This window comes from Erysipelatoclostridium sp. DFI.2.3 (assembly GCF_019132535.1).
Lineage (GTDB): Bacteria > Bacillota_I > Bacilli_A > Erysipelotrichales > Erysipelotrichaceae > Clostridium_AQ > Clostridium_AQ innocuum.
Map to the genome: position 1 here is coordinate 60314 of NZ_JAHOOJ010000002.1, position 25926 is coordinate 86239.

Genomic DNA, 25926 nt, shown 5'->3' on the forward strand with positions numbered 1-25926 from the left:
GATCATAAGACACCGATTCCCATTTCAGTAGCCATCCCATACAATCCACGGAAGCTGACATCATCGTTATTGACTGCATTGTTATAGACATTCACAGCACCACGCAGCCCCCACTTTGACTTAGTGATCGTGTATAAAAATTCGATTTCCTTTTTCATGTGATGTTCTTGCAAGTATTCAAATGTCATTTCAATATCAGACATTTTAATATTGCTTGTCTGATATGCTTTGTGCATCTTGATACGGCTGAACAGCTGTGCAAAGGATGCACTCTTGCGTCCAAGCATCTTATTGTAAATCTCTGTGTTACCAATCAACACAATACTGCATCCAGGTACTCCCAGCAGGTCATCAGGATCACTGATAGTACGGATTTCTTCAAGCGCCATCATTTTAAGATGCTGTGCCTCGTCAAGTATCAGCGTCTTATCACTGTCTATAAGAGCCTTTTTGATATGATTGCTAGTTATGTATCGGTTACTGGATTCCGATACCCCCAGCGCATTGGCAATGATCTTCAGCGTGTTACCAAGTCCCCCCGTACTTGGTGCGCACTGGATATATACCGTGCTTTCCGGATTGTCTAAAGCGTATTTTTCCGCAGCCTTTGTCTTACCGATTCCGGCATCACCATGCAGGATGATCATGCCTTTCTCCACCTGGCAGTATCTGATGCGCTTGTAGATATCTTCTGATACTGATGTCGGTACATATCCGTTCCTAATCGGCTTGTACACTTGTTTGCGTTCATTGCTCTGCATAGCCTCTTCTTGTCGATTCAGCCATGCAAGGATTTTCTTCTCAACATTTTGAATATTCCCGCCAGCATAATTACTGTTTCTGTATTGAGATAATGCAGTGGCACTTATTCCAATCTGAGGGGCAGCCTTTGCTTGACTGGTGTTGCTCTCCTTCAAAAATCTCTCTAATCTTGCCTGTAATTCTCTGCTATACATTGTCATGTCCTCCCTTATGTTCTTCCGCATTCTTTAACATGCGATCTATGTTACTGACTTCAACCTTATGGAATAGTGGTACTTCCTTCGCACGCTGTAATTCGATATCGTATTGTGGCACTTCCAACTCTGTCTCCAGATTCTGCTTTGCCTGTGTCAAGGTAATCTCCAGCGCTGTCTTATTACTGATTTCACTGTTGATCATTGCTTTCATGCGTTCCTTCTCCAGCTTCTTACCTTTTCTGGTTTCAGCCATTGCTCGCTTAACGTCCTCAACGTTGGCACCATATTCAAGTATCGTTGCGTTATCTGTCGGAACACTCATGATGTATCTGTCTTTCAGGTCATACACTCTGACCTCTTTCAGATCTTCAGGATCATATCTGAGATATACTTCTTTACCGAAACAGTTCTGAAGGAACTCATGATTCCAGAAGTCGATCGTTGCGCCGTACAAACTCAGATGCACACCTCTTCTGCCGACTTTCTGTGATCTGGTGGATCTCATCAGCATAAGGTTCAGATCTTCCGTAGATGCAACACGCTTCGTTGTTTCTGCCATGTGTTCATGATATGCCTGTATCTTTGTTTTGCCCCGGTCTTCAGCAATCGGTCCATTATAGATCTGATAGTTGAAATAGCCTTCAATCAATTCCTTAACCTGTGTCTTGAATGTATCATCCAGTACAGCCTTGCCTTTCTTCAATATGAATTTCAGCTGTTCCGGCTTCTCCGCAACACTGCCTCCTGTGTAACTCTCAAACAATTTCGATAGACCGTTCTTTATATCCAAAAATCTTCGCTCGATGATTTTTGCTTTTGCGTTTCTCACAAGCGCATTGGTCATTTTAATGCCTAGCCTGTCAAAGATCGGTGGAGGATCGAAGCGCTGATCCTTCCTTTTTTTACGATGCCCCAGCCCACCAAAATCAAAGGTCAGGAACTCTCGCCCGTTATCCAGATAAACCTCTTTCGGAATACCATACTTCATGATGCCGTTTCGTAATGCAAGGATAGATGCCTGAGAGCTTGGTGCATCAGTGATATATATACCGGTGAATATTCCTGTTCTGGCATCCAGAAATGCAGTCAAGTAAAGTCTGAATGTTTCACCATCTTCGTTTTGTAGCATTACATCGAACGTGTGGTTATCGGCAATCCATACATCGTTAGGCAGCAGGTTATCGTAAACCCTCTTTATGTATGGTGCGCAGCGATCATCATATGCTTTTTCGCCATAGCGTCCTAACACCATAGTACCCTGAGGAATGTCCTGATTAACGTGTCTTGTGAATGTGCAGTAAGTCGGAATGTCATCAGCTAATTCCGGATGCTCCTGCTCGATCCACTTCACCGTATATTCATAACACTTCCTTACGGATGGTAGGCGCTGATCTAAATAGAAACTCAGAAATGCTTCCCATACCTCTTCATCAATTTTGGTATTGCCTTTCTTAGATTTCCCTCGCTTATCCAGTAATCCGTCATAGTCGTTACTTTTATAAGCATTATATTTTCTCCGTAGTATCTGGGCAGAGAATTTCATTTCCGGATATTCAAGAGTAAGCTTGGCAGCATAATTTTTATCAAATTCGCCTTTAGGCAGATATAACTGCTGTGTTCTGGCAACACTCCAGTCTCTCAGTATTTTGATCCAGCAGGCTATCTCATCCCGTTCATCAGCACTATACTCATCCAGATTCCTTTTAAGCTGACCGATCGTGATTTCTTTTTTCACGCAATGCTTCATATAGTATTGCTCCTGTATCTCGGTCGGCAAGTCTTCCAGCAAAACCAGATATTTCGGTCGATTCTTTTCATTCATTGTCCGCTTGGCTTTTAGCTGACCATTCCTGATCAGCCGCTTGACACTTGCCTCAGAGCAGCCTTTTAACTCGGCTATCTCTCTAGCATTAAGCATTGTCATAGTGTACCTCCCAATCCAGCCTATCTCATCAGTTGCAGTAGGCTATCCCTGCAAGACCGCCAGTATGGCGGTTTCGATATATCAATTACAATTCTTTCATTTCAATTATCTTTACAGCCAATTTCAGCAGCTCGCCTTTTACATCCTCATTCCCTTTACCACTCAGATCATATATATCAGCTAATCTTTCAGCACACATGATTTCTTTATGTACAAGGTTATAGAGCAAAGCCAATTCACTACGGTCAAAACGTATATAGGCATTTTGCTGTAATTCGATATCAGATAGTCTTTCTTCACTCTTATCACTTTCTTTAGATAAACACTTCATATCAGTGGATTCATTTACAAGGCTATCTAAACTACAATTTAAGATTTTCGCTATTTTTATACATTGTTTAAATCCTGGGAGAGTTTTCCCTGTTTCCCATTGGCTAACAGCTGTCTGATCAACAGCCAATAATTGCGCAAATTCATTCTGATTTAAACCACTATTTTTCCTAAGAGATTTTATCCTTTTCGATAGTGTTTTATAAACTGACTGTTCAAACGTACTATCTAACTTTCCATTAAAGGTTGTTCTTGTTTCAGTTTCTCCGCGAAGATATTTTCCAGAAACTTGGAAGAAATCTTCTAAAATAGCCATTGCTCTTGATCCAGGCTCTCTTCCGCCAGCCTCATAACTTCTAATAGCGGCATAAGATAGTCCCGTACATTCTGCAAGATCCCTTTGTGTCATTCCTGTTTTTAATCGTAATCTCCGCAAATTTCTAGCTAATGTATCGTTTTGTAAATTAGGTTCTGCATTGGGGATTTCTTCCTCACCTCTCAGTACAGCGCCAGATACTCCGAAGAATTTTTCTAATATTGCCATAGCTTTTGAGTTAGGTTCTCTCCTTCCAAGTTCGTAATTTACTATGGACTGATATGGTATACCAACACTTTTAGATAAAGCTTGTTGTGTTAAATTCATCCGTTCCCTTAAAACTTGTATGTTATTTTTCATGAGTTACCTCCGATGTGCTTTCAAAAATATCATAAATGTCACATTGTAATGCTTCAGCTATTGCTTTTGCCCTTATAGGATAAATTGAAGAAAAACAATTCTTTTCTATTCTGCATAAAGCATTATCAGGTAAATTAGCTTTGATAGATAATTGTCTTTGACTTAATCCTATAGACAATCTACGTGTTTTTATTTCTTCTATTTTCGGAATCAGCATATTTTCACCTCCAATATTATACGTTCGTATAACTTCAATGCAATTATATATTATACTTTCGCATAAGTCAATAAACATTTTATTGTTTTTATGTTGTACGTAGGTATAAGGTCTGTTATACTTTCTATATAATAAAAAAGGTGGATATGATTATGAATGAAACTCACGATATTTCTGAAATGATTAAAATTTTACGGACTAAGCATGGAATAACACAAAAAGAATTAGCTACATATACGGGGTTAAGCCTGTCTTCTATAATTGCCTATGAAAATAAAAAAAGGCAACCAAATTCCAAAGCTATGGTTGCGCTCGAAAAATATTTCAATGTTTCTGGTGAATACCTTCGGGGAGAATCAGATAACAAAATAAACCAAACCGAAACCGATCCTTTAATTCTTAATTTAGTCCTTGGAAAAGTGAATAGAGTAATGAAGCATTATCAAGCTGATCTCTTAAAATCAGATAACGATAGGCAGCAAATTGCAAATTTTCTACTTGATTCCTGGGTGAATATTATAATTAAATCTGTCTTACAAAACGATGATCTGGAGGATCCACACTTTTATATGAAAGTGGCTGAATCACTTAATTCTTTAAATTCAGATGGATTCCTAGAAGTATGTAAACGGGTCAATGAATTATCACGCTTGGATGAATATAAAAGCACTCAAAAATAGGTGGAAAAAGGTCTGTTTTTAATCGTTCACCTTAAAACCCTTAAACAGCAAAAAAGTGCCCATTTTCAGGGCACTTTTTACGTGAACGATTAAATGAACGATTAAAATTGAAAAACTCAGTCTATTTCTTGATAGACAGTTATGGAATATTTAAATTCTAAACCCCTATGCTAAAACCGTTTAAATCATGATAAATAAAGGCTTTTCTGCGTTTTCTTAAATATTTTCTAAATGCTATTTAAACGGTTTAGAGTGTTATATAATGGCTAAAATTTAAAAACTGGAATTTCTCCGTTTTCGGTGGAAAAGTGCGAAAATCATGTTGCAATATGATTTCGCAAAATTTCGCTTATTTTTCGGTATATTACATCAATTTCTCCCTTAATTAAAGGTTTTTACGGGTTATTACGGGTTATTTCGCTCAAAAGTCCTTTAATCGTTCACTTTATCATTTATTATGAAATATCACAATTCTTTAATATCTGCTGGAACATCTTTTCTTTCTTTTGCAGCTAAATCATACAGCTTGTTCCTTATGTCTGGAAATTCTTCTAAATGCAATGTTGCAATTATTCTATCTAATAACTCTCTTTCGGGAGGTTTATTATTACTCTTTTCAATATCACTGATATATGTAGGTGTTTTACTCACCGCTTTTGCAAGTTGACGAATTGATATTTTTTTTGCTTGTCGGACGGAACGCAAATATTGACCAAATTCAGCATTTTCCGTTTTCAAATTCAAATCATCCACCTTTATCACCTCCATTGTAAGTTAGTTAGCTTACATACTGTTATTATATATTATATTGCTAATTAAATCAAGGTTCTTATCAAAATCAAATTTATTTGCTATAATATTTTTATAATCCAGGAACAAAATGAGATTTCTATGTCGTTTAATAAATAGAGAGTATACTCTCTGGAAAGGAGGCACAAAATATGCCGATATTATTAAAAAGAAAAAACGGTGAGATCACGCCGTTTCGCAACGCAGAATATATTTCTGCGTTTTATTTCATCCCCAAAAGCATTTTGGATAAGTGCGGAAAAGAAATAAACAGTATTCCAAGAAATCCAAGAAAATTACTTCAAGATCGTCGTGCCATAGAAATAATAGAAAGTGATTTGTTTAAGCTTGTAATAATCGACGCTTACGCTTTTATGGTGTGGCCTTTTATGGGGCTTGGCACAAAAAGGGAGATTTATTCAGGATATGAACCGTCTTGGAGATATGCGCACGCAGTTTCTATTTGGATTAAAGGAATGGAAGATGAAGGGATTATCCCTAAGTCACAGGAGATATTAAAAAGCAGCAATGTAGACGAAGATCTCGGATATATATCCGAAGAAGAAATCTCAGAAACATTCACTTGGCTCGTTCCTAAAATAATGGCAAAACACAATATGAATGAGATCATTGCTGTGGCGGAAGAATATCGTTGCTTTGAAGATTTTGATTATCGAAAGAGCCGACAAAAAATCGATTTTTACCGCAAGTGGTATCACACCCGTGCAAAAATATCCATTGAATCTCTTGATGAAATAAAAGAAAAGTATGCAGAGAATACAGACGGAATGGAGTGGGATATTCCTGATGACAGTGTTAATGTTGAGAGTACCGTATTAGAACCGATTGCAGTCAACGAGTTTTTAGACACTCTTTCTGAAACAGACAGGAAAATACTCACAATGCGAATGGATGATGTTACACTTGAAAAAATCGCAGAGGAATCAGGCTTCAAAACGCACAGTGCTATTCACAAAAGAATCCGAAAGATTGGCTTAGCTTACGAAAAATTCAGCGGTGAAGATTTGGGATTCAGCAATAAGAAAATTATCTGACAACACCTATTGATGTATAAATCGGTAGGTGTTCTTTTTATGCGCAAAAGCAGAAAGGAGGTCTTTGGGGTGCAGTACAATCTGATAAAATCGCAGCAAATCAAAATTAAGAACACCCTATGTATGCAATGCGGACACCAAAGCTGTTTGATGATAAGTAGTGGTGTCTGCCCTGTTTTTTCGGGAAGCAAACAAGAAATCATTAAAATCAAGGAGGACAATCACAATGAAAAAATATAAAGAAACATATATCATCGGTATTGACCACGGCTAAGGAAATATGAAAACGGAAAACTGCTGTTTTCAGGCAGGTGTGACCGTATATGATAAAGAACCAATTTTCAAAGACAATCTGCTTGTTTGGAATAACAAGTATTATCTTATCGGCGCAGAACATAAGGAGTTTTCGGCAGATAAAATGCTGGATGAAGACTATTATGTTCTGACGCTTGCGGCAGTCGCAAGGGAACTGAATATTGCAAAAATCTATTCTGCTGATGTATTGATTGCCGCCGGGCTTCCGCTGACTTGGGTAAGCGAACAGCGAGAAGAATTCAAACGATATTTGCTGAAGAACGAAACAGTTGACTTTAATTTCAAAGGCAAGGATTATCATATCCGCATTGTCGGTGCAGATGTTTACCCACAGGGATTTGCCGCTATTGTCAATCACTTATCCGATTTTTCAGGTGTAAATATGCTCTGCGATATTGGCAACGGCACGATGAATATTATGTTCGTCAATGATAAAAAACCGAACCCCCACCGCTGTTTTACCGAGAAATTTGGAACACACCAGTGTATGCTCCATATCCGTGAGAATCTAATGAGAATTCATCACGCAGAGCCGCCCGAAGAAATGATTACCCGTGTGCTTCGTTTCGGCGCAGCAGATATTGACGGCGACTATTTGAAAACAATAACCAATACTGCAAAAGAGTATGTGGAAAGTTTTTTCCGCAGACTGCGTGAACACGGCTACGATTCAAAACTGATGAAGCTGTATATTGTCGGAGGAGGCGGTTGTATGATCCGTAACTTTGCTGAATATGACGAAAGCCGTATTACTGTAAACGATGATATTTGTGCTACTGCCAAAGGGTATGAACGAATGCTGGAAATGAAATTGATTAAAAACGGCGGTGCGTTATGAGTATCAAACGAATGAGCCTTAGGTTTAACCTGGATAACGAAGCTGACCGCAAGGCTTGGGAGCATTTAAAAAATACAGCAGATTCAAAAAACAAGGCAGTTATTACTGCTATCAATCAATTTTATGAGCCACACACAGAAATAACAGAGGTTATCCGAAAAACTATTCGTGAGTGCTTGCAAAATCTTTCTGTAATACAGATGGAATCAGCACAGCCCACCGAAGCACTGTCCGAAGAAGAAAACGAACTTATGTATTGCCTCGATATGTTTCTCGGTGAATGACGACATCAGAGTGGTGCCGCTTTTTTACGCTCTGAAATTCACTGTGGCATCATTTTGGCATCAAATCAAAATTAAGGAGGATTTATATTATGAGAGCTTATTTATCATTAAGACAACTTGAAGAAAAAGGTATTTGTGTTGATGAATACCTGACCAATGAGAGAGATGGCGTATTTAAAGCACGCCTTGATTGCAAGCGTTGGGGCAAGAAACGAAATATTCTTGCATACTTCACTTTTGAAGACGGCAGTAAAGTTATGGCTTCCGCTTGGCAGAACACCGGGTATCTCGGTATCCCTGAGATTGAAGAAGGAGCAATGCTAACGCTGACTTTTGAGAGAGCAAAAAACGGAATTTCTTATTTGAGAAAGGTTGAGAGAAACAAGGGAGAGCAATCGTGTCTTATGCTGTAACAAGCAGGGAACTTGTACGGCAAGTTCCAACTCAAAATCGGCTGTTTAGCCGATTTTCTCTTTAGGGACTGACGTCCCTAACACCCTATTTTGAAAGGACTGATAAATCTATGAACAGAAACCCGAAAGAAAAATTTGCCCGAATTGACATTCGGGTAAATCAAAAAGATAAAGACAAAATCAAACGATTTGCCGAAAAATGCAATTTATCTATTAGTGAATATCTGGTGCAAAGGGCATTGGGATATGAACCGATAACGGTTCTTCCTGATGTCTTTTTTGATTTCTATAACAAATTGTGTCAGCTTGACAACACAGTGGGATTTACGCCCGAAACAGAAAACAAACTGCTTTCACTGATTGATGAAATTCATTCGGAACTTTTATTACCACGGAAGGAGGATATGCGTAAATGGCGACCACCGGATTCTGGCCTGTCAAAAACAGGCTGAAAGAAGTAATCGACTATGCCCGTAACCCTGACAAAACCACTGACAAGAAATTCTTGGATGAAGATTTATATGCGGCACTCCGTTATGTTGAGAATGATAAAAAGACGGATCAAACGATGTATGTTTCGGGTATCAACTGTCCGAAACAAAGAGCATACGAATATATGATGGCTACTAAGCGTCGTTACGGCAAACTCGGCGGGAATGTTGCCTATCACGGATACCAAAGCTTTTGTAGTGGGGAAATCTCCCCCGAAGAAGCGCATCAAATCGGACTGGAAACTGCAAGGCGTATGTGGGGCAAGGATTATGAGATAGTCGTTACCACCCACCTGAACACAGATAATCTTCACAATCATATTGTGGTAAATTCGGTATCTTTTCGTACCGGGCGGAAGTTTGAAAACCATATTTCCGACCATTACAAGCTGAGAGAGATTTCCGACGCAGTTTGCTTGGAGCGAGGAAAAAGCGTATTGCCGCCGAGTAAATTCACAGGCAATCGAAAGAAAGATTATTGGATTCACAAAAGCAACGGTTTAACTCACCGAGATATTCTGAAACAAGATATTGATGAAGCAATTTCAAATACAACCAACTGGAAGGGCTTTGATTTATACCTGAAAAATCTCGGCTACTCTTACGCCCGAAACAACGATTACCGTCATCCCTCCATTATTGCTCCCGGTTGGAAACGCTCTGTCCGTCTTGATTCTTTGGGTGAGCAATATACGCAGGAGAAAATACGGCAGAGGCTGATTGATAATCAGAAAAATATTACTCTTTACGCAATTCGTATTCCAAAACGGTATGCACCGCTGTTACAGCTTGAATACGAATTTAAAAAAGCACAGCGTATGGACGGGATACAGCTTGCGTTTGCATTGATTATTGAGCTTTGGAAACTGATTACAGGCAACAATATAGAGCCGTCATCCCCAAAACCTCTATCCCCGGCACTACGGCAGGAAGTCAGAAAATTAGATCAAACCTTAAAGGAATACAAACTTCTTTGTGAGAATCAAATCGATTCCGCACAGGAGCTTGTTTCATTTATCGAGAAAAAATCCACAGATATTTCTACCTTGAAGTCGGAGAGGCAGAAAATTTATAACCGTATCCGCCGCCCGAAATCGGAAGAAGAAAAAGAACAGAACAAAGCGGCGGCAAGAAAAATCTCTGCAAAGTTAAAACCTTTGCGTGAAGATCTCAAAACCGCACAATCCATCACCGAGCGGTATCCGCATATCTTGAAATTGCTTGAAACCGAGCGTGCTATGGAAATACAATTAAAAGCCAAAAACAGAGAAAGGAATTATGAACGATGAAAAACACACCGAAAAATATTGCAATAGAAAAACTTTTCCCCTTTGAGGGACATCCCTTTAAGGTTCAGGACAACGAAGAAATGAACGCTTTGATCGAGAGTATTCAGGAGCAAGGTATTTTGTCTCCGTTAATTGTCCGACCAAAAGAAAACACCGCAGATGAATATGAAATTGTATCGGGACACAGACGGTTCCGTGCAGCAGTAAAGGCAGGGATAAAAGAAGTCCCTGCCTTAATTGTTCCCCTTGATCGTGACGCCGCTGCCATCGCAGTGGTAGACAGCAATCTGCACCGAGAACATATTTTACCATCGGAGAAAGCCTTCGCTTACAAGCTGAAAATGGAAGCACTATCACGGCAAGGCAAAAGGACAGATTTAACTTCCGACCAAGTTGGGCGGAAGTTGGAAACCGCTGAAATCATAGGGCAACAAGCAGATGAAAGTAAAAATCAAGTTCGTCGCTATATTCGTCTTACTAATCTTATCCCGCCCATTTTAGATATGGTTGACGAAGGGAGAATTGCTTTTACGCCCGCCGTTGAACTTTCCTATTTGCAACCTGAAGAACAGACAATGCTGCTATCAGAAATGGAGTACAGCGATTGTACGCCTAATTTATCTCAGGCACAGCGTTTAAAGGTTCTCAGTATACAGGGATTGTTCACGAAAGAACAGTTATCCGCCATTATGAGCGAAGAAAAAGCCAATCAGAAAGAGCGTGTAAAAATCCCTGTTGAGCGTATTCAAAAATATTTTCCAAAAGATTATACTACCACTCAAATGGAAGAAACCATTGTAAAACTCTGCGAAGCGTACCATCGAAAGCGCTTGCGTGACAGAGATTCAAGATAGGAGGTTCGCCTATGGATTTTAAGATGAACGCTGTAATTCACAGAGGAAACGATTATGAAAATTCATTGCGCACTTTCCAGAACAAGAGAATGGAATACCTTGAGCAGGAAATCCGTGCCTTTGATGTTGAAACCTTACGCTTACTTCTATACGACCTTCAAAAACGAGGCCGCACAATAGAAACGGTTACAGGGATAGCGGTATAATCAGACGGTAAGGAGGGCAGCTATGATGAAAAAACAAAAACAAAATAACGAGGACAATCGTAGCGTAGCAATCTACGCCCGAAAGTCCCGCATTACAAATAAAGGCGACAGTATCGGCGTACAGTTTAAGCAATGCGCTGAATATGCCAAAAGAGAACTTCAGCTTTACGACGATTATAATTTTATGGAATATGAGGATAAAGGACTCTCCGGTTACTATTCCGACCGTCCTGATTTCCAGCGTATGCTCCACGATATTGAAATGGGTAAAATCCGTGCCATTGTCTGCTACAAGCTAGACCGTATCGGCAGAAAAACCAGCGACCTTTTACGCTTGCTTGATTTTCTTGAAAAGCACAAGGTGGATTTGCTGATCTGCTCCAACAATATCAACACCGCTTCCGGCGTATCCAAAATATTCATTCAAATCTTTGCTGTGGTTGCGGAATTTGAGCGTGATACTCTGACCGAGCGTATCACAGATAATATGATGGAGCTGGCTAAAGACGGACGCTGGCTTGGCGGAAATACCCCCACAGGTTTCACAGTAAAGCGTGTAAAGACTGGCAGCGGCAAAAACAAATCAGCTTACAGTTATTTGGAGAGCATTCCCGAAGAAAAAGCAATGATACAAAAACTCTATGCTGTATTTTCGGAAACCCGTTCTATTAAGAAAACAGCAGACTGGATGAATGAGCTTGGCTATCGCACAAAGATCGGCAGCAAATTCAACACTTCCACTACAAGATTATTATTAAAAAATCCTGTCTACTGCGTTGCTGATGAAATTGCTTACAACTATTTCTACGAAAACGGCGGCGGAGTATGCGCTGAGCTGTCAGAGTTTGACGGTCAGCACGGCTTATCCGCCTATAACAAAACCGACCAAGAGAAGTTTGAGGACGCTGACAGCACCTTCATTTCTCCAAAATTTGTGCAATTAATGTCTGCAAAGCCTGTTTCTGAATGGATTATCTCGGTTGGCAGGCACGAAGGCTTTATTCCGAGTCAGCAATGGATTGATACACAAAATATGCTTGATTCCATCGCAGAAAAATACAACCGCCCGCACCGAAAGACTAATGCTCTGCTGGCAGGACTAGTATACTGTCCGCATTGTGGAAAACGCCTGCGAGTTGTCTCCGAATCAAATCGATGGACAAACGGCAAGCCGAGATTCAAATATGTCTGTCCCGGCTATCGTTTGAGCGAATGTACTTTCCGTGCTGTTGACGGTGTATTGCTTGATGAATTTGTAGTCAAACAGTTATCCAATCTATCCGATGAGGACAGCGAATACTTTGTCAAATTACTCAATCAGAAGGCTTCAGATATTTTTAAGAGTTCTCAGAACGAGCAGGAATTGACCGAGCTAAGAAAAAAGAAAGCACAGCTTGAAACTGCTATTTCAAATCAGGTGAAAAATCTGCGGGAAGCAGACGATAATCTAAAACGGTTTATTCAAGATGATGTAAAAGGGCTGACGGACGAGCTTTCTGAAACGGAAAAACTGTTACAAAAATTAGAAGACAGCAGGCAAAGTCAGATGTATGCTGTGAGAGATATTGAAGAAATCAAAGAACGGCTGCTGTCCTTTGAGAAATACGCAAAGGACGCACAGCCGGATGTACTGGTAACGCTGATACAATCCTTTGTGGAGCGTATTTATATAGTCGATGAAAACGACGAGCGTTGCTGTCATATCTTTATTAAAGGTTGCACCAAAGAGGACTATGACGAGTTCTTCCGGGCAACCGGTTACATATCTGGTACGAGAGAAACAGGTACTATCACATCCAAATTGTCTTTGTGTGATTCAGATGAGTGTTGCCAATGCTATAGAGGCTCAAAAATACGTAGAAAATAAAAGGTTTATAAAGCTTTCAACAAAAAAAAAAGCGGACAGGGTTAGGCTTATTATAGAAAATAGCTGTAATATAGGAGAAATCCATATGGATAATCAGAAGCTTATTACAAGTAAAGAAGATAAAGAAAAGCACGGAATCGGCTTTCAGCGTGTTTGTGAAGTGGTGAAGGAGAAAAATGGCATTATTACAAGAACTGTTAATCATAAAATATTTACAGTGGAAATTGTATTGCCAATCGAATCGTAAAAGTGAAGCTGGTAAAAAAGGTAACTGATTATTGCAGTTGATGGGATAAGACATCTTATTAAGAGATTGTTGAAGGATAGCTTAATAATCATAAACAGCTATGTTAGAATGATAACAAGGGTGAAAATGGTTTTATCTTCATAAAATCATAAAAACTTATTATTTTATGTACACAAAAATAAAAATAATTATGATTTTATGTTCATAAAAAAATGTCACAGGGTTGGCGTTTGCATTCAAATGTAGTATACTACTATCATAGGAGTGGTGCTATGTATCGAATGATAGAAGAAAATTTCTTAAAGTGGAAAAAGCAGGAAAATCATAAACCTTTACTTATATCTGGATCAAGACAGGTGGGAAAGACGTACAGCATACTTAATTTTGCTAAAAAACACTACCTATCTTATGTATATATTAACTTTGAAAGAGATGATGATATCAGAGCTTTTTTTGAACAGACATCGAAACCGGAAGAAATCATGATGAATCTGCAGGTTTTCTTCCCTGAAGCAGATTGGAAGGCTAAAGAAATTTTAGTTATATTGGATGAAATACAGGCGTGTCCCCAGGCGTTGACATCCATCAAATTTCTAAGTACAGAAACACCTTATGATTACATTTTGAGCGGCAGTCTGCTGGGAGTAGCTGTGAATCGTACTTCCTCCTATCCTGTAGGCTATGTGGAATCCATGGAAATGCAACCAATGGGATTTATGGAATTTTTATATGCTGTTGGCTTAAAAGCTGAACATATTTCCTACCTTAAGGAATGTTATACAGAAAAGAGAAGAGTAAATGAAGGTATTCATAAAGAATATATGAAGCACTTCAGAAATTACATAATAACCGGGGGTATGCCGGAAGCGGTGAAAACCTTTGTGGAAACCGGGGATTTTGTAAAGACAAGAAATATTCAGCAGCAAATAGTAGAAGGCTACTATCGGGATATGGCAAAATACGCAGATGCATCAGAAAAAATAAGAACACATGAATGTTTTCGTTCCATTCCTCTGCAGCTTGCAAAAGAAAATAAGAAGTTTCAATATAAGCTCGTGAGAAAGGGAGGACAGGCAGCGCATTTTGAAAACAGCCTGCAGTGGCTGAAAGACAGCGGGACTATTTCATTTTGTTACCGGCTGCAATGTATCGATGTACCGATGGAGGCCTATAAGGAATCTTCTGTATATAAGATATATATGAGTGATACTGGCTTATTACTCTCTCAGTTCAAAGAAAATGTGATGCAGGATATTCTGAAGAATGAGTTAGGTGTATATAAGGGAGCAATCTATGAAAACATTGTGGCGCAGATGCTGACATTCAATAAATACAGTTTGCATTATTTTGAACCGTCTTCTCATTCAGAGATAGATTTTATTATTGAACAGGATTGCGGTATTGTACCGATTGAAGTGAAAAGCTCCATGAACACAAGGGCAAGAAGTCTAAAAGCGTATATAGATAAGTATGAGCCGAAAAGAGCATTACGCTTTTCTATCAGAAATTTAAATATATCTGAAAGGATAGAGGATTACCCGTTATATATGCTGATGTTTCTTTAATAAACTTTATTATTCTATATAAGATTGAGCTTAGCACGATTAAAAGTTCAATCTTTTTGAATATAAGATAGATATAGCTTTTACTGCTAACACAAATCATGAGGGAGAATCTATTTCGAGATTATAATGCTTAAGATATTTTCGGTGTAAATATCTTATCCGACAATATCTATCACCGTTATTGTTGGATATCCTTCCGTTTTTATGATAGGAAATCTATCTGTTAATAAGGAACAGAGATAGATTAGACATGGGTGAAGTAGAGTAAAAAAGAGGTGCTTCACACAATGCGAAAGACCCCTTCTTTTTCTGATGAATATGGATAAAATATCGTTGAAATCTATAAGTTCACTTTCTTTGATATAAATTAAAATATTAGCGATTTTACGTTTTTCAATCGTTTTGAATATGAAATAATTTGTTGCAAATATAGGGAGCGAAGCTTCCCATATATTCTACAGCTGAAACAGCATACCCACAGCGGCGGAAGCAGCAATGCATAAAATTGGATGCCATTTGCGTTTATTCGATAAATAAAAGATAACGGCCAACAGCAGGATACACGGCCATTTGACCATTTCCATGAAATTTTCACTATCCTGAAATAAAGCAGCGATGAAAATCGTTATACCGGCAGAGGCGATGAGTGCAGTGACTGCTGGACGAATACCGTAGAAAACGGATTTCACCAGCTCACTGTCCTTAAACTTCTTCAGAAACTGCGCAACGATACAGATCACGATGATGCTTGGCGCAACAAGCCCAAGCGTCGCAATAATACCACCCAGCACACCATTGATATGATAACCGGTGTAGGTTGCCATATTGATACCGATTGCACCTGGTGTTGATTCACTCACAGCAATCATGTCGGTCAGCATATCTGCAGTAAACCAGTGATATTTATTCATCATTTCCGTAAGAAACGGTATGGTAGCCAGACCACCTCCAAGGGCAAACAGTCCGGTTTTGAAAAATTCGTAGAAGGCAAGCAGCAATAACTCCAGATTCATTCCTTCACCTCCCTGCGGCGAAGTGCACAGACAATCACACCAAGTAATGCGGCGATGATAACAATAAGAACGGTTGATACACTTGTAAAGGTGATTGCGGCTAGGACAACGGCAAATAACAAGATGCCGAAGGTATCCTTAATGCCGCTTTTCCAGAGCTTGACTACAGCGTTTAAAACAAGAACACAAACCGCGACACGGATACCTGCTAAAGCATGCTGAACCATAGCAAGTGAGGAATAGGTGGTAAGCACAGAGGCAATCAGCAGAATAATGATGATGCTTGGCGTAACAACACCCAGCGTTGCGATAATAGCACCAAGGATTCCTTTCTCATAAAAGCCGATAAACGTTGCCGTGTTCACCATGATGATTCCCGGTGTACACTGCGCAACCGCATAGTAATCCATAATTTCCTCTTCTGTGGCCCAATGCTTTTTATCCACAATTTCCTTCTGTATCAGCGGCAGCATGGCATAGCCTCCACCAAAGGTAAAGGCTCCGATCCGCATAAAGACAGAAAACAGTTCCCAGTAAATTTTCATAAACACCCTCATTTCCATATAAAGAATACCCATATTATACAAAAAACAAACATAAATACAAGAACTGTGAGGTATTTTCCCCTGGTTTTGGGATTGTAAGAGAAAGCGCTACACTATATAATAATACATATGGAGGTTTACTTATGTTCAATATATATCATCAGCCCTATACCAGAGGCCGCTATCCCACAGTAGCCGCAAACGGTGTTGTTGCAACCGGAAACAATCTTGCTGCTGCAGCGGGATTGCAGATTATGCGAGAGGGTGGCAACGCCATTGATGCCGCGATTGCAACAGCCGCAACACTTACCGTTGTTGAGCCTACAGCAAACGGTATCGGTTCCGATGCCTTCGCCATTGTGTGGTACAAGGATGCCATGTACGGTTTAAACAGCTCAGGCTGTGCACCTATGGAAATTTCAATAGAAAAACTGAAGGAACAGGGTATCACGGAAATGCCGAAGCATGGATGGACACCGGTAACGGTACCGGGAGCACCCAAGGCGTGGGCGGAATTAAGCCGCCGGTTTGGAAAGCTGCCCTTTGCACAGGTACTCGCACCTGCGATCACCTATGCCCGTGACGGATATCCTGTACCGCCGGAGCTTTCCAGAATGTGGAAGATGGCTGTCAGAAGCTATACGGATAAAAAGGATGATCCGGTATTTGCACAATGGTTTCAGGCATTCACCTTTCAGGGAATGGCACCGGAGGTAGGACAGCTGGTAAAGCTTCCGCATCATGCGAAAACATTGGAGAAAATAGCGGAAACACAGGCAGCCGCCTTATATGAAGGAGAGCTTGCACAGCGTATAGAAGAAGACAGTATCGCACACGGCGGATACCTGCGGAAAAAGGATCTGCAGCAGCATAAGGCAATATGGGTGGATCCGGTTTCAGTACATTATCACGGCTATGATGTTTGGGAGCTGCCGCCTAACGGACAGGGAATCGTTGCATTGATGGCATTGAATATATTAAAGGAATTCCAGTTTGCACAGCGTGATGAGGAAATGTTTCATCATCAGTTTGAAGCAATGAAAATGGCATTTGCAGACGGCTTGCATCATATTACAGATGCCAAATATATGAAAACCGGGGTACAAAGCCTGTTACATGCAGCCTATGGCAGAGAGCGTTCGCAGGAAATCGAAGCTTTTGCAAAACAGCCTGCGGTCCACATGCCGCCGAAAAGCGGTACCGTATATTTATGTACAGCAGACAGCGAAGGAAATATGGTATCCTTCATTCAAAGCAATTATATGGGCTTTGGCAGTGGGGTTGTAGTAAAGGACACAGGAATCGCCCTTCAAAACCGCGGACATGATTTCTCTTTGAATCCCAATCATGTCAATGCTCTTGTTCCCGGAAAGCGTACCTACCATACCATCATTCCCGGATTTCTTACAAGGAATGGAAACGCAGTTGGTCCATTCGGCGTCATGGGAGGCTATATGCAGCCCCAGGGACATGTGCAGGTGGTTATGAATATGATAGATTTCCATCTGAATCCACAGCAGGCACTGGATGCACCCCGCTGGCAGTGGGTGAAGGATAAAAAATTTATCATAGAGGACAGCTTTGATACCAACATTGCAAGAAAGCTGCAGGAGCGCGGTCATCAGCTTCAGGTTGATTTGGAGACTGCCGGCTTCGGACGCGGGCAGATTATTGTGCGGCTTGATAATGGAACATTTATGGCAGGAAGTGAGTCAAGAACCGACAGCAGCATTGCCTGCTGGTAATGGCAATAAAAGAAAAGACAGGGGAATATATATGCAGACTGTTTACCATATAGCATTACTGGATGATGAACCATGCTATACAAATATGATTCGTGATAAAATAGAGGCCTTTGGATTAGAGGAACAGCTTTTCATCGATACGTATAATAATGTAAATGATTTTTTGAGAAGTAAACATATATATGACATACTTCTGCTGGATATCGAAATGCCGGGCATGGATGGGATTCATCTGGCAAAGTATATTGCCAATGAACGGACACTGGTGATCTATGTAACGAATTATGCAGATCGTATGGAGGATGCATTTGGAATCAACGTATTCCGCTATGTTCTGAAATCCAAAATAGATGAAAAGCTGAAGAGAACGCTGCAGGATGCTTTTGAGTTTTTACAGGATAACGCTGATTTTAAGATACGTACTGATGGCGGTTATGAGATGCTTGCACAAAAGGATATCATTTATATGGAGTATTTCTCTAAGGACATCTATGCATATACCAAGGATCGTGAATACATATTTCGCATGTATTCCATGGAACGCATGATGAATGAATTAAACAGCCGTTTCGTTCAGATCAATCGTGCCAATATTGTGAACATCGAATATATCCGCTCCATTCGCGGGTTTGAACTGCATGTAAAGGGTATTGATCGCGTACTGAAGATCAGCAGGCGGCGTAAGAACGAAATTATGGATGCTTTATTTCAAATGACGACAAAGCTATGATGCCGTCATTTTTTACTTTCAAATCATGAACACGGCAAGGATCGCTGACAAGAACATGAGGTGATTACTATGATTGGAATAAGTGGTGCCAGGTTACTCTTAAATAAAAAGGTGATTTTAAAATTCCTATTTTGAGGATACCTGTTGTGTTTTTATAGCCGCTTGTGCTACACTGTAAATACGAAAAAAAGGAGGGGCTGTCCCATGAAAACAAGTATGAAAACCATAATGATGATGTATGTATCACAACTGCAAAGCCCCGGCCTTTCTGCATGTCTGTTTGTTAGCGGTGTTTTTTCATATCCATGTCGTATGATGATACAAGGCACTCTTTTCTATTACATGAGTTCCTTGACTGCCGATTATCGGCGGACATTGTATACACAGTTCCAAATGTAGTGAATATAACAGCAGTATAAGAGGTCCACCAAATTATGCTTCAGAAGCAATTAAATGTACTTAAGAAAGCATTGTATGTCTTTTCAATTATTGTGTTTATCATAATCAGATCCCTTCTTATACTAATTTTCATATACAAATATGTATTTCATAACATATCCTGGAATTAAATTGTTTGAAATAGCATCTATAGAGGACAGTAAGATAACAGCACTGTACCTGCTATAGGTGCTTTTTGCGTAAATCCCATGGAATGGAATAAATAGAAATTACAGATGGTGTGTTTTTATGAAAAACAGGAGGGATTACCAAGACCATTGAATACAAAAAAAAAGGCCATTCATGCAAATAGTATACCGAAAATTCGTTATATTGTAGTATAATAATAGTAGGAAGGGGGAAGGGAAAAGGTATCTCAATCAAGAGAAATAGAAAAATTAAATTTTACATGACATCATACAGGCCTTCTTATATAATAGTTGTGCAGGAAAAGAGTGATGTTATGAATGAAGTTATGGAATATGTGTATTGTTTAATTTATATTGTAGGAATAGCCTTCTGCGTTATCAGAGTAAACAATGATGTAAAATGGAATACTCGTACGGTGCTGCTGATTATTGGATACAGCTATATCAATATGCTTGTTACCAATAATATTGATGTATCTGATATCATGTTTTTAGTATCCAACATGTTCTCTACTCTTCCGGATTTTTTGTTTATCTGTGTATTATGCAGAAAAATAAAACTGTTGAACCTATTTTATCTATTGTTTTATACGGTTTCGTTCATGACCTTTATAGAAATATTTATGTATGCTCATATCCATTTATTCAACGGGGCATTTAATGCAACCTTTGTACCCGGGATATTGCGCACCGCTTCCATTATGTTTGCTAATGTCAGTGCAGCTATAGCATTTCAGATACCAGTATATCTGTATCGTAGATTTTTCGTTGTATTATCAAGAAAGCAATTGCTTCCATTTGTTTTTCTACAAATTTTTTTCATGCTTGTCCTTATGATGTACATGAGGGAGTTGGAGCTTTATCCAAAGGATCTCGCTATGTTCTTTGTATTTCTGCTCATGGTAGTGCAGACATTGACCGTAGATTTCATCTTTGTTCGATTCTGGCTGCTTGCTCAGGAGAAGAGTGAAATCGAACTGACGGAGCTTTCAAGAAATATACAAAATCAATATATGCATGATTTACAAGAGGAGCAGGAGAAAAACAGAGAGCTTCGCCACGATATGAGAAATCATATTGAGATACTGGAAAGCATTCATCATGACCGTGATTTTTTGAATTATCTGGATCGTGTAAGAAAAGATGTAGATGAGCTGGGACAACGTATTAAGACAGGGAATATGTTTCTGGATGCGTGTCTGAATACGAAAATTGAATCAAATAATGATATACAGTTTGAGGTCAGTGCATTTGTAAATGACGAAATAGGTATTGAGGATAAGGATATGTGTGCTCTTGTATTCAATATGCTGGATAATGCCATTGATGCCGCTAGGGGTAGTGAACATAAGAAGGTGGACATAAAGTTAATGATACATAACGATTCTCTGATTATTGAGGTTACCAATTCAACTGTTCAAGCACCGGATTTTCATTCCAGAAAAGGAACTGGACATGGGTATGGAATGAAAATCATTGAGCGTATTGCAGCTCAATATGAAGGTATGGTGAAATATGATTATGATGAACAAAGCCATACGGTAAGTGTGCACTGTCTGATGCCTCTTCCAAAATAAGAAAGGTTGGTAAATTTATATGAAATTTGAAATTAAGAAAAAACTTATCGATTATGCATTAAAAAATGTATCAAACACATCAGTTTTTGGACATTTTATGCCAAAGCCTTTTACCTATAAAAAGGAATCTGTGAAATCACAGAAGCATGGAAACAATAAGTAGAAGGATGAGCATATTTCTTGCAAAACGAGGTCTGATTGAAGAGGATGAGGTGGATATCATCCGCTTTGCCCTTGAACTTCTTCTTACACAGGGAATACAGATTGTCAGTATGCTCATACTGGGATACTTCCTGCAGTTTTTCTGGGAAACGGTGCTTTATCTGTGCATGCTGCTTTTCCTGAAACGTTATACTGGCGGTTATCATGCAAAAACATATGGACGCTGCTATCTGATAACGATGATTATCTATCTGCTGGTGTTACTCTGTGTGGAGTATCTGAATATATACAGTCTGCTGGTCTTTCTTCCTGCCGGACTTGGTATTTTCATTTATTTCGGCCCGTGTCTTAGCTATAAGACGATGCTGGAACGTAGAAAGCAGCAGCTGCATCTGAAGCTTTCTCTGGCTCTGTGTCTTGTTTTGCTGCTACTGTTTTTGGGAGTCCATGAATTTCGCTATACGATAGAAATTGCAGCTATTCTGTTTTTTACCGCGGTGATGATGCTGCCGGTATTCTGGAAAAAGTCAAAAACAATCTGATGAAAAAGGTCTGGTATGTCATGATGACGATCAGATCTTTTTGTAATGTTTTTGGCAGCTTCACCATACATGTCAAATACTAAGAAAGCTCAGTACAAAACGTTGATCTTTATAAAAATAAATATTCGCAATGATAAATTAGAAAGATGGGAACGACTGTTTGCCATATACATAGTTTCCGATTTCATGGATTGTTGTATTGGTACTATTTTTTGTATAATATCCGTTGTATAATACAAAGGAAACACGTAATATGTATAAAAGTAAGGGGAATGAAAGGGGAAACAGAATAGAGGGAGATTATAATGAATTACACGATAAAGGAATTGATTGAAAAAGAGGATAGAAAAAATCCATATACGGATGAGCAGCTCGCAAAGCTTTGCAATATGAGTCGTGAGGAAGTTACACTTCTGCGTCAGGAACAGGGAATTTTAGACTCCCGGGAGCGGAGAAGGCAGATATTACTTCCAGAGGTTAAGGAAATATTGCAGGCAAACGAAAAAATATCAGACCGGAAGCTTACAGCGATACTGAATGATCGGGGATATCAGATATCGCGATTTATTGCTAGAGCAGTGCGTGATGAGCTAGAGCCCAAAGCGAAAAAAGAGGAACGCCTGCAAATGGATCCGGATCGTGATTTTGAACAGCTGATTGGTTATGACGGCAGTATGAAGCGGCAGATTTCCCAGGCACAGGCTGCTGTTCTTTATCCGCCAAGAGGTCTTCATACGCTGATCCATGGCCCCAGTGGTGTTGGAAAAAGCCAGTTGGCCGAAGCCATGTATCACTTCGCCATTCATGTGGGTACCATACAGAAGGATAGTCCGCTGGTGATATTCAACTGTGCAGATTATGCGGATAATTCAGAGCTCTTACTCTCACAGCTGTTCGGTTATGTGAAGGGAGCCTTTACCGGTGCGGATCATGAGAAATCAGGGCTTGTGGAAAAAGCCGACGGAGGTATTCTGTTTCTGGATGAGGTACACCGTCTGCCAAGCGAAGGCCAGGAAATGCTGTTCTATCTGATTGATAAGGGGATGTATCGAAAGCTGGGGGAAACAGATAATACAAGAACGGCAAGACTTCTTATCATTGCTGCCACTACGGAGGATCTGGATTCCTATCTTCTGACAACCTTTCGACGCAGAATTCCCATGCTGATCGATTTGCCGCCATTGAGCGAGCGCCCGCTTCTGGAACGTCTTATGATTATCAAAGCCTTTCTGTTTCAGGAAGCTCTGCGAATACAGCAGAATATTATTTTGGAAAGGGATGCTTTGCGGCTTTTACTGAATTATCCATGTCCGGGCAATATCGGACAGCTGCGAAGTGATATTCAGGTGGCCTGTGCCCGAAGCTTCTTAAAGCATATTACATATGGGGATGAACAGCTGATTATAGCGCTGGATGATTTGCCACCCCATGTAGGTAATCTCGCGCTTAATACCGCATCACGTGAATCCCGGAAGCTGTGTGAAAGTGATTTATTTGTTTCCTGCACAAAACCAAGAGAACAGTTGGCGCATATGGGACCGAATATCTATCAGTTCATAGAAGAAAAATACGAAGCCCTTTTGAATGAGGGATGTACAGAACATGAGGTTTATCAGACACTTGGAAAAGAACTGGATACAGAGATGGACAATCTGTTCAATAAAATAAAATATCAGCAGGTTGATCGAAAAAATCTGGAAGAGGTTGTGGGTAATCGTATTATTCAATCCGTACAGAAATCGGTTGATATCGCCAGGATGAGCATGCAGGATATCAGTCCCAATATACTCTCGCCCCTTTGTCTGCATGTGAGCGCAAGCTATGAACGTATGAAATGTGGAAAACGTATTATGAATCCACAGCTTGAAAAAATAAAAAAAGAGTATCCGCTGGAATTTGCCACTGCACGAAAAATGTGTATGCAGTATCATGAGGATTTCATGTTAGAGCTGCCGGAGGATGAGATAGCGTTTATCGCCATGTATCTTAAAACCTTTACCAAAAAGAAGAAAGAGGAAAGCAGAGGGAAAATCGGAATCATTGTTTTAACACATGGCAATGTCGGTATCGAAATGGTGGAGGTCGCCAATCAGCTGCTGAATGCTAGCTTTGCAGTTGGACTTCGCTGTGCCTTGGATGAACCAAGCAGTCATGCCCTGCAGCGGACACAGCATGCAGTGGAACAGCTTGATGAAGGCAGGGGCTGTTTAATTCTCACAGATATGGGATCACTGGTAACATTCGGTCAGATAATTACGCAGCGTACGGGAATTGACACACGAACAATCTCCCGTGTAGACACGGTAATGGTCATAGAGGCGATTCGCAGAGCAATTCTGGAAGAAACAACGCTGGATGAATTGGAACAGGCACTGAATATGGAAAAGGAAATCAATTTCCATGGTAATCTGGAGCTTGAAGAAAAGGAGACTGTGATTGTTTCCATTTGTCTGACAGGTAAGGGCAGCGCGGTCCTCATCCAGTCAAAAATACAAAAGCTGCTACAGGAGCATAACATGACAATCCGAATACTGACACTGGGGGTCATCAGTGAAAACGGAATTGAATTTGAACTGGACCACCTTGCTCGCAGCTATCATATTCTAGCGATACTGGGAAACTTTCAGATAGAGTATCACCAGATACCATTTTTATCCACGAATGAAATTCTCAATGGAACAGCACAGCAGGAGCTGCTAAGCATCATAAAAAATAACAGACAGCCCGGAAAGACTGTGAATTGCCTGCAGGAGCTTCTTGATGAGGATATCATACTCTGTCATGTACAGGATGCTTTATGTAAAAATGATATTCTGGAAAAACTGGTAGACCTACTCGTTAAAAAGGAATATGTATCTCAGGAATATCTGCTGGATGTATACAAACGGGAGGCAATGGGCGCAACCATTATGGGAAAGGCAGCTATCCCGCATGGTTTTACAGAACATGTCACAAAACCTGCCATTGCTATTCTGACCCTGCAGGATGCAACTTTATGGGAGGATGACTTTGAAACGAATATCATTTTGATGCCGGCACTACAGGAAGAGAGTATTGCATACACGCAGGAATTGTTCTCCATATGCAGCGATTCAACGCTGATTCAGGCACTTTCGGCTTGTCAGAAGCCGCAGGAAATCATAAGGCTGATAGCCACTTACACAAAACCGTCCAATTAGTTGGCACGGTTTTTGCTATTTTATGGGTGAAGGATAAAACATGATGGGAGGTGAAGCTGTTGGATCAGGAAATACAAATCGTCAGAGAATGTATTCTGCCGCATTATGCAGCACAGCAGAAGGAAGATATCATACAGGAACTCAGTAAGCGAATGAAGGAACGAAATCTTGTGAATGCAGATTTTCAGGAAGCGGTATTAAAACGGGAACAGAAGTATCCTACCGGATTGCTGATAGGAAAACGCAATATCGCTATACCACATACGGAGCCGCAGTATGTAAAAGTACCGTGTATCGGTATCGCCACCTTGAAAAAAAGTGTTGCGTTTCACCGCATGGATGCATGTGATGAGCTGGTGGATGTGGATGTCGTACTGCTGCTTGCCTTGAATCAGGCACATGCACATATGGAAATGCTGAGCAGAATCATCCTCATGTGCCAGGATGAAGCATTCATCGAGGAATTGATGCGGGCAGAGCAGGAAACAGATATTGAACAAATCGTCAGAGAACGATTAGAAGGAGGAAAACAGCATGAATCGTAAACCATTGGTACTGGTTGTATGCGGCGCAGGAACCCTGACTTCCGTTATTGCCAGCCAGGGAGTGGAACAGGGCTTGAAGAAAAGAGGAATCACAGATGTGGAAATCAAGGTAGGCAGACTGGACGATATCGGACGGTACGCTGATCGTATTACCGTGCTTGTCGCTTCCATGAATATTCGCCAGAAATATGATTTTCCGGTTATCAATGCCATATCGTTTCTGACGGGGGATGAGGATGGTCAGGAGCGTGTCGTGGATAAAGTGGCTGATATTTTGAAAAATAAATAAGCAGAGAAAGTGA

At 40.1% G+C, this 25926-nt stretch carries 27 protein-coding genes; 20 read left to right on the plus strand and 7 right to left on the minus strand.

Annotated elements, in window-relative coordinates:
- Positions 1-2: 2 nt before the first annotated feature.
- The 4 genes from KSZ58_RS02280 to KSZ58_RS02295 all read right to left on the minus strand — a co-directional run bounded on the left by KSZ58_RS02280 (position 3) and on the right by KSZ58_RS02295 (position 4106).
- The gene (locus KSZ58_RS02280) at positions 3-956 is read right to left on the minus strand and encodes an AAA family ATPase (RefSeq protein ID WP_217752600.1); all 954 of its coding nucleotides are present in this window, start codon (positions 954-956) and stop codon (positions 3-5) included.
- The gene (locus KSZ58_RS02285; RefSeq protein WP_142419750.1) at positions 949-2883 is read right to left on the minus strand and encodes a Mu transposase C-terminal domain-containing protein; all 1935 of its coding nucleotides are present in this window, start codon (positions 2881-2883) and stop codon (positions 949-951) included. Before KSZ58_RS02285 ends, KSZ58_RS02280 begins: the two co-directional genes overlap by 8 nt.
- A gap of 85 nt (positions 2884-2968) precedes the next feature.
- Positions 2969-3889, minus strand: coding sequence for a helix-turn-helix domain-containing protein (locus tag KSZ58_RS02290; RefSeq protein WP_142419748.1), 921 nt, complete (start codon positions 3887-3889; stop codon positions 2969-2971).
- Positions 3879-4106 carry a helix-turn-helix domain-containing protein gene (locus KSZ58_RS02295; RefSeq protein ID WP_142419747.1) on the minus strand — a complete coding sequence of 76 codons (228 nt, stop codon included), beginning with the start codon at positions 4104-4106 and terminating at the stop codon, positions 3879-3881. The genes KSZ58_RS02290 and KSZ58_RS02295 overlap by 11 nt, the downstream gene beginning before the upstream one ends.
- 152 nt (positions 4107-4258) lie before the next feature.
- Here KSZ58_RS02295 and KSZ58_RS02300 point away from each other — a divergent pair, with 152 nt between their 5' ends.
- Entirely contained in the window at positions 4259-4786 is a 528-nt protein-coding gene (locus KSZ58_RS02300; RefSeq protein ID WP_181952845.1) for a helix-turn-helix domain-containing protein, read from the plus strand.
- Positions 4787-5251: 465 nt separating this feature from the next.
- Here KSZ58_RS02300 and KSZ58_RS02305 read toward each other — a convergent pair whose 3' ends face one another.
- Positions 5252-5539 (minus strand): helix-turn-helix transcriptional regulator, encoded by a 288-nt coding sequence (locus KSZ58_RS02305; RefSeq protein WP_217752601.1) that lies wholly within the window; start codon positions 5537-5539, stop codon positions 5252-5254.
- Positions 5540-5727: 188 nt separating this feature from the next.
- On the opposite strand from KSZ58_RS02305, the gene KSZ58_RS02310 reads away from it, so the two are divergent.
- The 11 genes from KSZ58_RS02310 to KSZ58_RS02360 all read left to right on the plus strand — a co-directional run bounded on the left by KSZ58_RS02310 (position 5728) and on the right by KSZ58_RS02360 (position 14999).
- Positions 5728-6630 (plus strand): hypothetical protein, encoded by a 903-nt coding sequence (locus tag KSZ58_RS02310; protein ID WP_217706351.1) that lies wholly within the window; start codon positions 5728-5730, stop codon positions 6628-6630.
- A 280-nt stretch (positions 6631-6910) separates the two neighbouring features.
- The gene (locus KSZ58_RS02315; RefSeq protein WP_217706352.1) at positions 6911-7783 is read left to right on the plus strand and encodes a ParM/StbA family protein; all 873 of its coding nucleotides are present in this window, start codon (positions 6911-6913) and stop codon (positions 7781-7783) included.
- Positions 7780-8067, plus strand: a complete 288-nt coding sequence (locus KSZ58_RS02320) for a hypothetical protein (RefSeq protein WP_142419663.1) — start codon at positions 7780-7782, stop codon at positions 8065-8067. The genes KSZ58_RS02315 and KSZ58_RS02320 overlap by 4 nt, the downstream gene beginning before the upstream one ends.
- A gap of 89 nt (positions 8068-8156) precedes the next feature.
- Entirely contained in the window at positions 8157-8480 is a 324-nt protein-coding gene (locus tag KSZ58_RS02325) for a hypothetical protein (RefSeq protein ID WP_142419664.1), read from the plus strand.
- Positions 8481-8590: 110 nt separating this feature from the next.
- Positions 8591-8932: a hypothetical protein gene (locus KSZ58_RS02330; protein ID WP_142419665.1), complete on the plus strand. Its 342-nt coding sequence runs from the start codon at positions 8591-8593 to the stop codon at positions 8930-8932.
- Positions 8893-10260, plus strand: a complete 1368-nt coding sequence (locus KSZ58_RS02335) for a relaxase/mobilization nuclease domain-containing protein (RefSeq protein ID WP_142419666.1) — start codon at positions 8893-8895, stop codon at positions 10258-10260. The genes KSZ58_RS02330 and KSZ58_RS02335 overlap by 40 nt, the downstream gene beginning before the upstream one ends.
- Positions 10257-11114: a ParB/RepB/Spo0J family partition protein gene (locus KSZ58_RS02340; protein ID WP_142419667.1), complete on the plus strand. Its 858-nt coding sequence runs from the start codon at positions 10257-10259 to the stop codon at positions 11112-11114. The genes KSZ58_RS02335 and KSZ58_RS02340 overlap by 4 nt, the downstream gene beginning before the upstream one ends.
- A gap of 11 nt (positions 11115-11125) precedes the next feature.
- Positions 11126-11320: a hypothetical protein gene (locus tag KSZ58_RS02345; RefSeq protein ID WP_142419668.1), complete on the plus strand. Its 195-nt coding sequence runs from the start codon at positions 11126-11128 to the stop codon at positions 11318-11320.
- A gap of 22 nt (positions 11321-11342) precedes the next feature.
- Complete coding sequence (locus KSZ58_RS02350; RefSeq protein WP_217752602.1) at positions 11343-13187, plus strand: recombinase family protein; 1845 nt, start codon at positions 11343-11345, stop codon at positions 13185-13187.
- Positions 13141-13434, plus strand: coding sequence for a GHKL domain-containing protein (locus tag KSZ58_RS02355; RefSeq protein WP_224727287.1), 294 nt, complete (start codon positions 13141-13143; stop codon positions 13432-13434). Before KSZ58_RS02350 ends, KSZ58_RS02355 begins: the two co-directional genes overlap by 47 nt.
- A 281-nt stretch (positions 13435-13715) precedes the next feature.
- Positions 13716-14999 carry an ATP-binding protein gene (locus KSZ58_RS02360; RefSeq protein ID WP_224727288.1) on the plus strand — a complete coding sequence of 428 codons (1284 nt, stop codon included), beginning with the start codon at positions 13716-13718 and terminating at the stop codon, positions 14997-14999.
- A 455-nt stretch (positions 15000-15454) separates the two neighbouring features.
- Here KSZ58_RS02360 and KSZ58_RS02365 read toward each other — a convergent pair whose 3' ends face one another.
- Both KSZ58_RS02365 and KSZ58_RS02370 read right to left on the minus strand, forming a co-directional pair.
- Positions 15455-16012, minus strand: a complete 558-nt coding sequence (locus KSZ58_RS02365) for a chromate transporter (protein ID WP_008816276.1) — start codon at positions 16010-16012, stop codon at positions 15455-15457.
- Positions 16009-16557 carry a chromate transporter gene (locus tag KSZ58_RS02370; RefSeq protein WP_008816277.1) on the minus strand — a complete coding sequence of 183 codons (549 nt, stop codon included), beginning with the start codon at positions 16555-16557 and terminating at the stop codon, positions 16009-16011. The genes KSZ58_RS02365 and KSZ58_RS02370 overlap by 4 nt, the downstream gene beginning before the upstream one ends.
- Positions 16558-16700: 143 nt before the next feature.
- Between KSZ58_RS02370 and KSZ58_RS02375 the strand changes: the two genes are divergently transcribed.
- The 8 genes from KSZ58_RS02375 (at position 16701) to KSZ58_RS02410 (ending at position 25913) form a co-directional block, all read left to right on the plus strand.
- Positions 16701-18302, plus strand: coding sequence for a gamma-glutamyltransferase family protein (locus KSZ58_RS02375; protein ID WP_142419669.1), 1602 nt, complete (start codon positions 16701-16703; stop codon positions 18300-18302).
- Positions 18303-18333: 31 nt separating this feature from the next.
- Positions 18334-19032, plus strand: a complete 699-nt coding sequence (locus KSZ58_RS02380) for a LytTR family DNA-binding domain-containing protein (RefSeq protein ID WP_008816279.1) — start codon at positions 18334-18336, stop codon at positions 19030-19032.
- 901 nt (positions 19033-19933) lie between these two features.
- Entirely contained in the window at positions 19934-21196 is a 1263-nt protein-coding gene (locus tag KSZ58_RS02385; protein ID WP_224727279.1) for a sensor histidine kinase, read from the plus strand.
- A 19-nt stretch (positions 21197-21215) separates the two neighbouring features.
- On the plus strand, positions 21216-21359 hold the full coding sequence (locus KSZ58_RS02390; RefSeq protein ID WP_021421077.1) for a hypothetical protein: 144 nt from the start codon (positions 21216-21218) through the stop codon (positions 21357-21359).
- A 4-nt stretch (positions 21360-21363) separates the two neighbouring features.
- Positions 21364-21900 carry an accessory gene regulator B family protein gene (locus tag KSZ58_RS02395; RefSeq protein WP_008816282.1) on the plus strand — a complete coding sequence of 179 codons (537 nt, stop codon included), beginning with the start codon at positions 21364-21366 and terminating at the stop codon, positions 21898-21900.
- Between the two features lie 305 nt (positions 21901-22205).
- Positions 22206-25079: a sigma 54-interacting transcriptional regulator gene (locus tag KSZ58_RS02400; protein ID WP_142419671.1), complete on the plus strand. Its 2874-nt coding sequence runs from the start codon at positions 22206-22208 to the stop codon at positions 25077-25079.
- A gap of 50 nt (positions 25080-25129) precedes the next feature.
- A complete protein-coding gene (locus KSZ58_RS02405) occupies positions 25130-25624 on the plus strand; it encodes a PTS sugar transporter subunit IIA (protein ID WP_227761272.1) in 495 nt (164 codons plus the stop codon).
- Positions 25614-25913, plus strand: coding sequence for a PTS sucrose transporter subunit IIABC (locus KSZ58_RS02410; RefSeq protein WP_002606436.1), 300 nt, complete (start codon positions 25614-25616; stop codon positions 25911-25913). The genes KSZ58_RS02405 and KSZ58_RS02410 overlap by 11 nt, the downstream gene beginning before the upstream one ends.
- Positions 25914-25926: the final 13 nt, after the last annotated feature.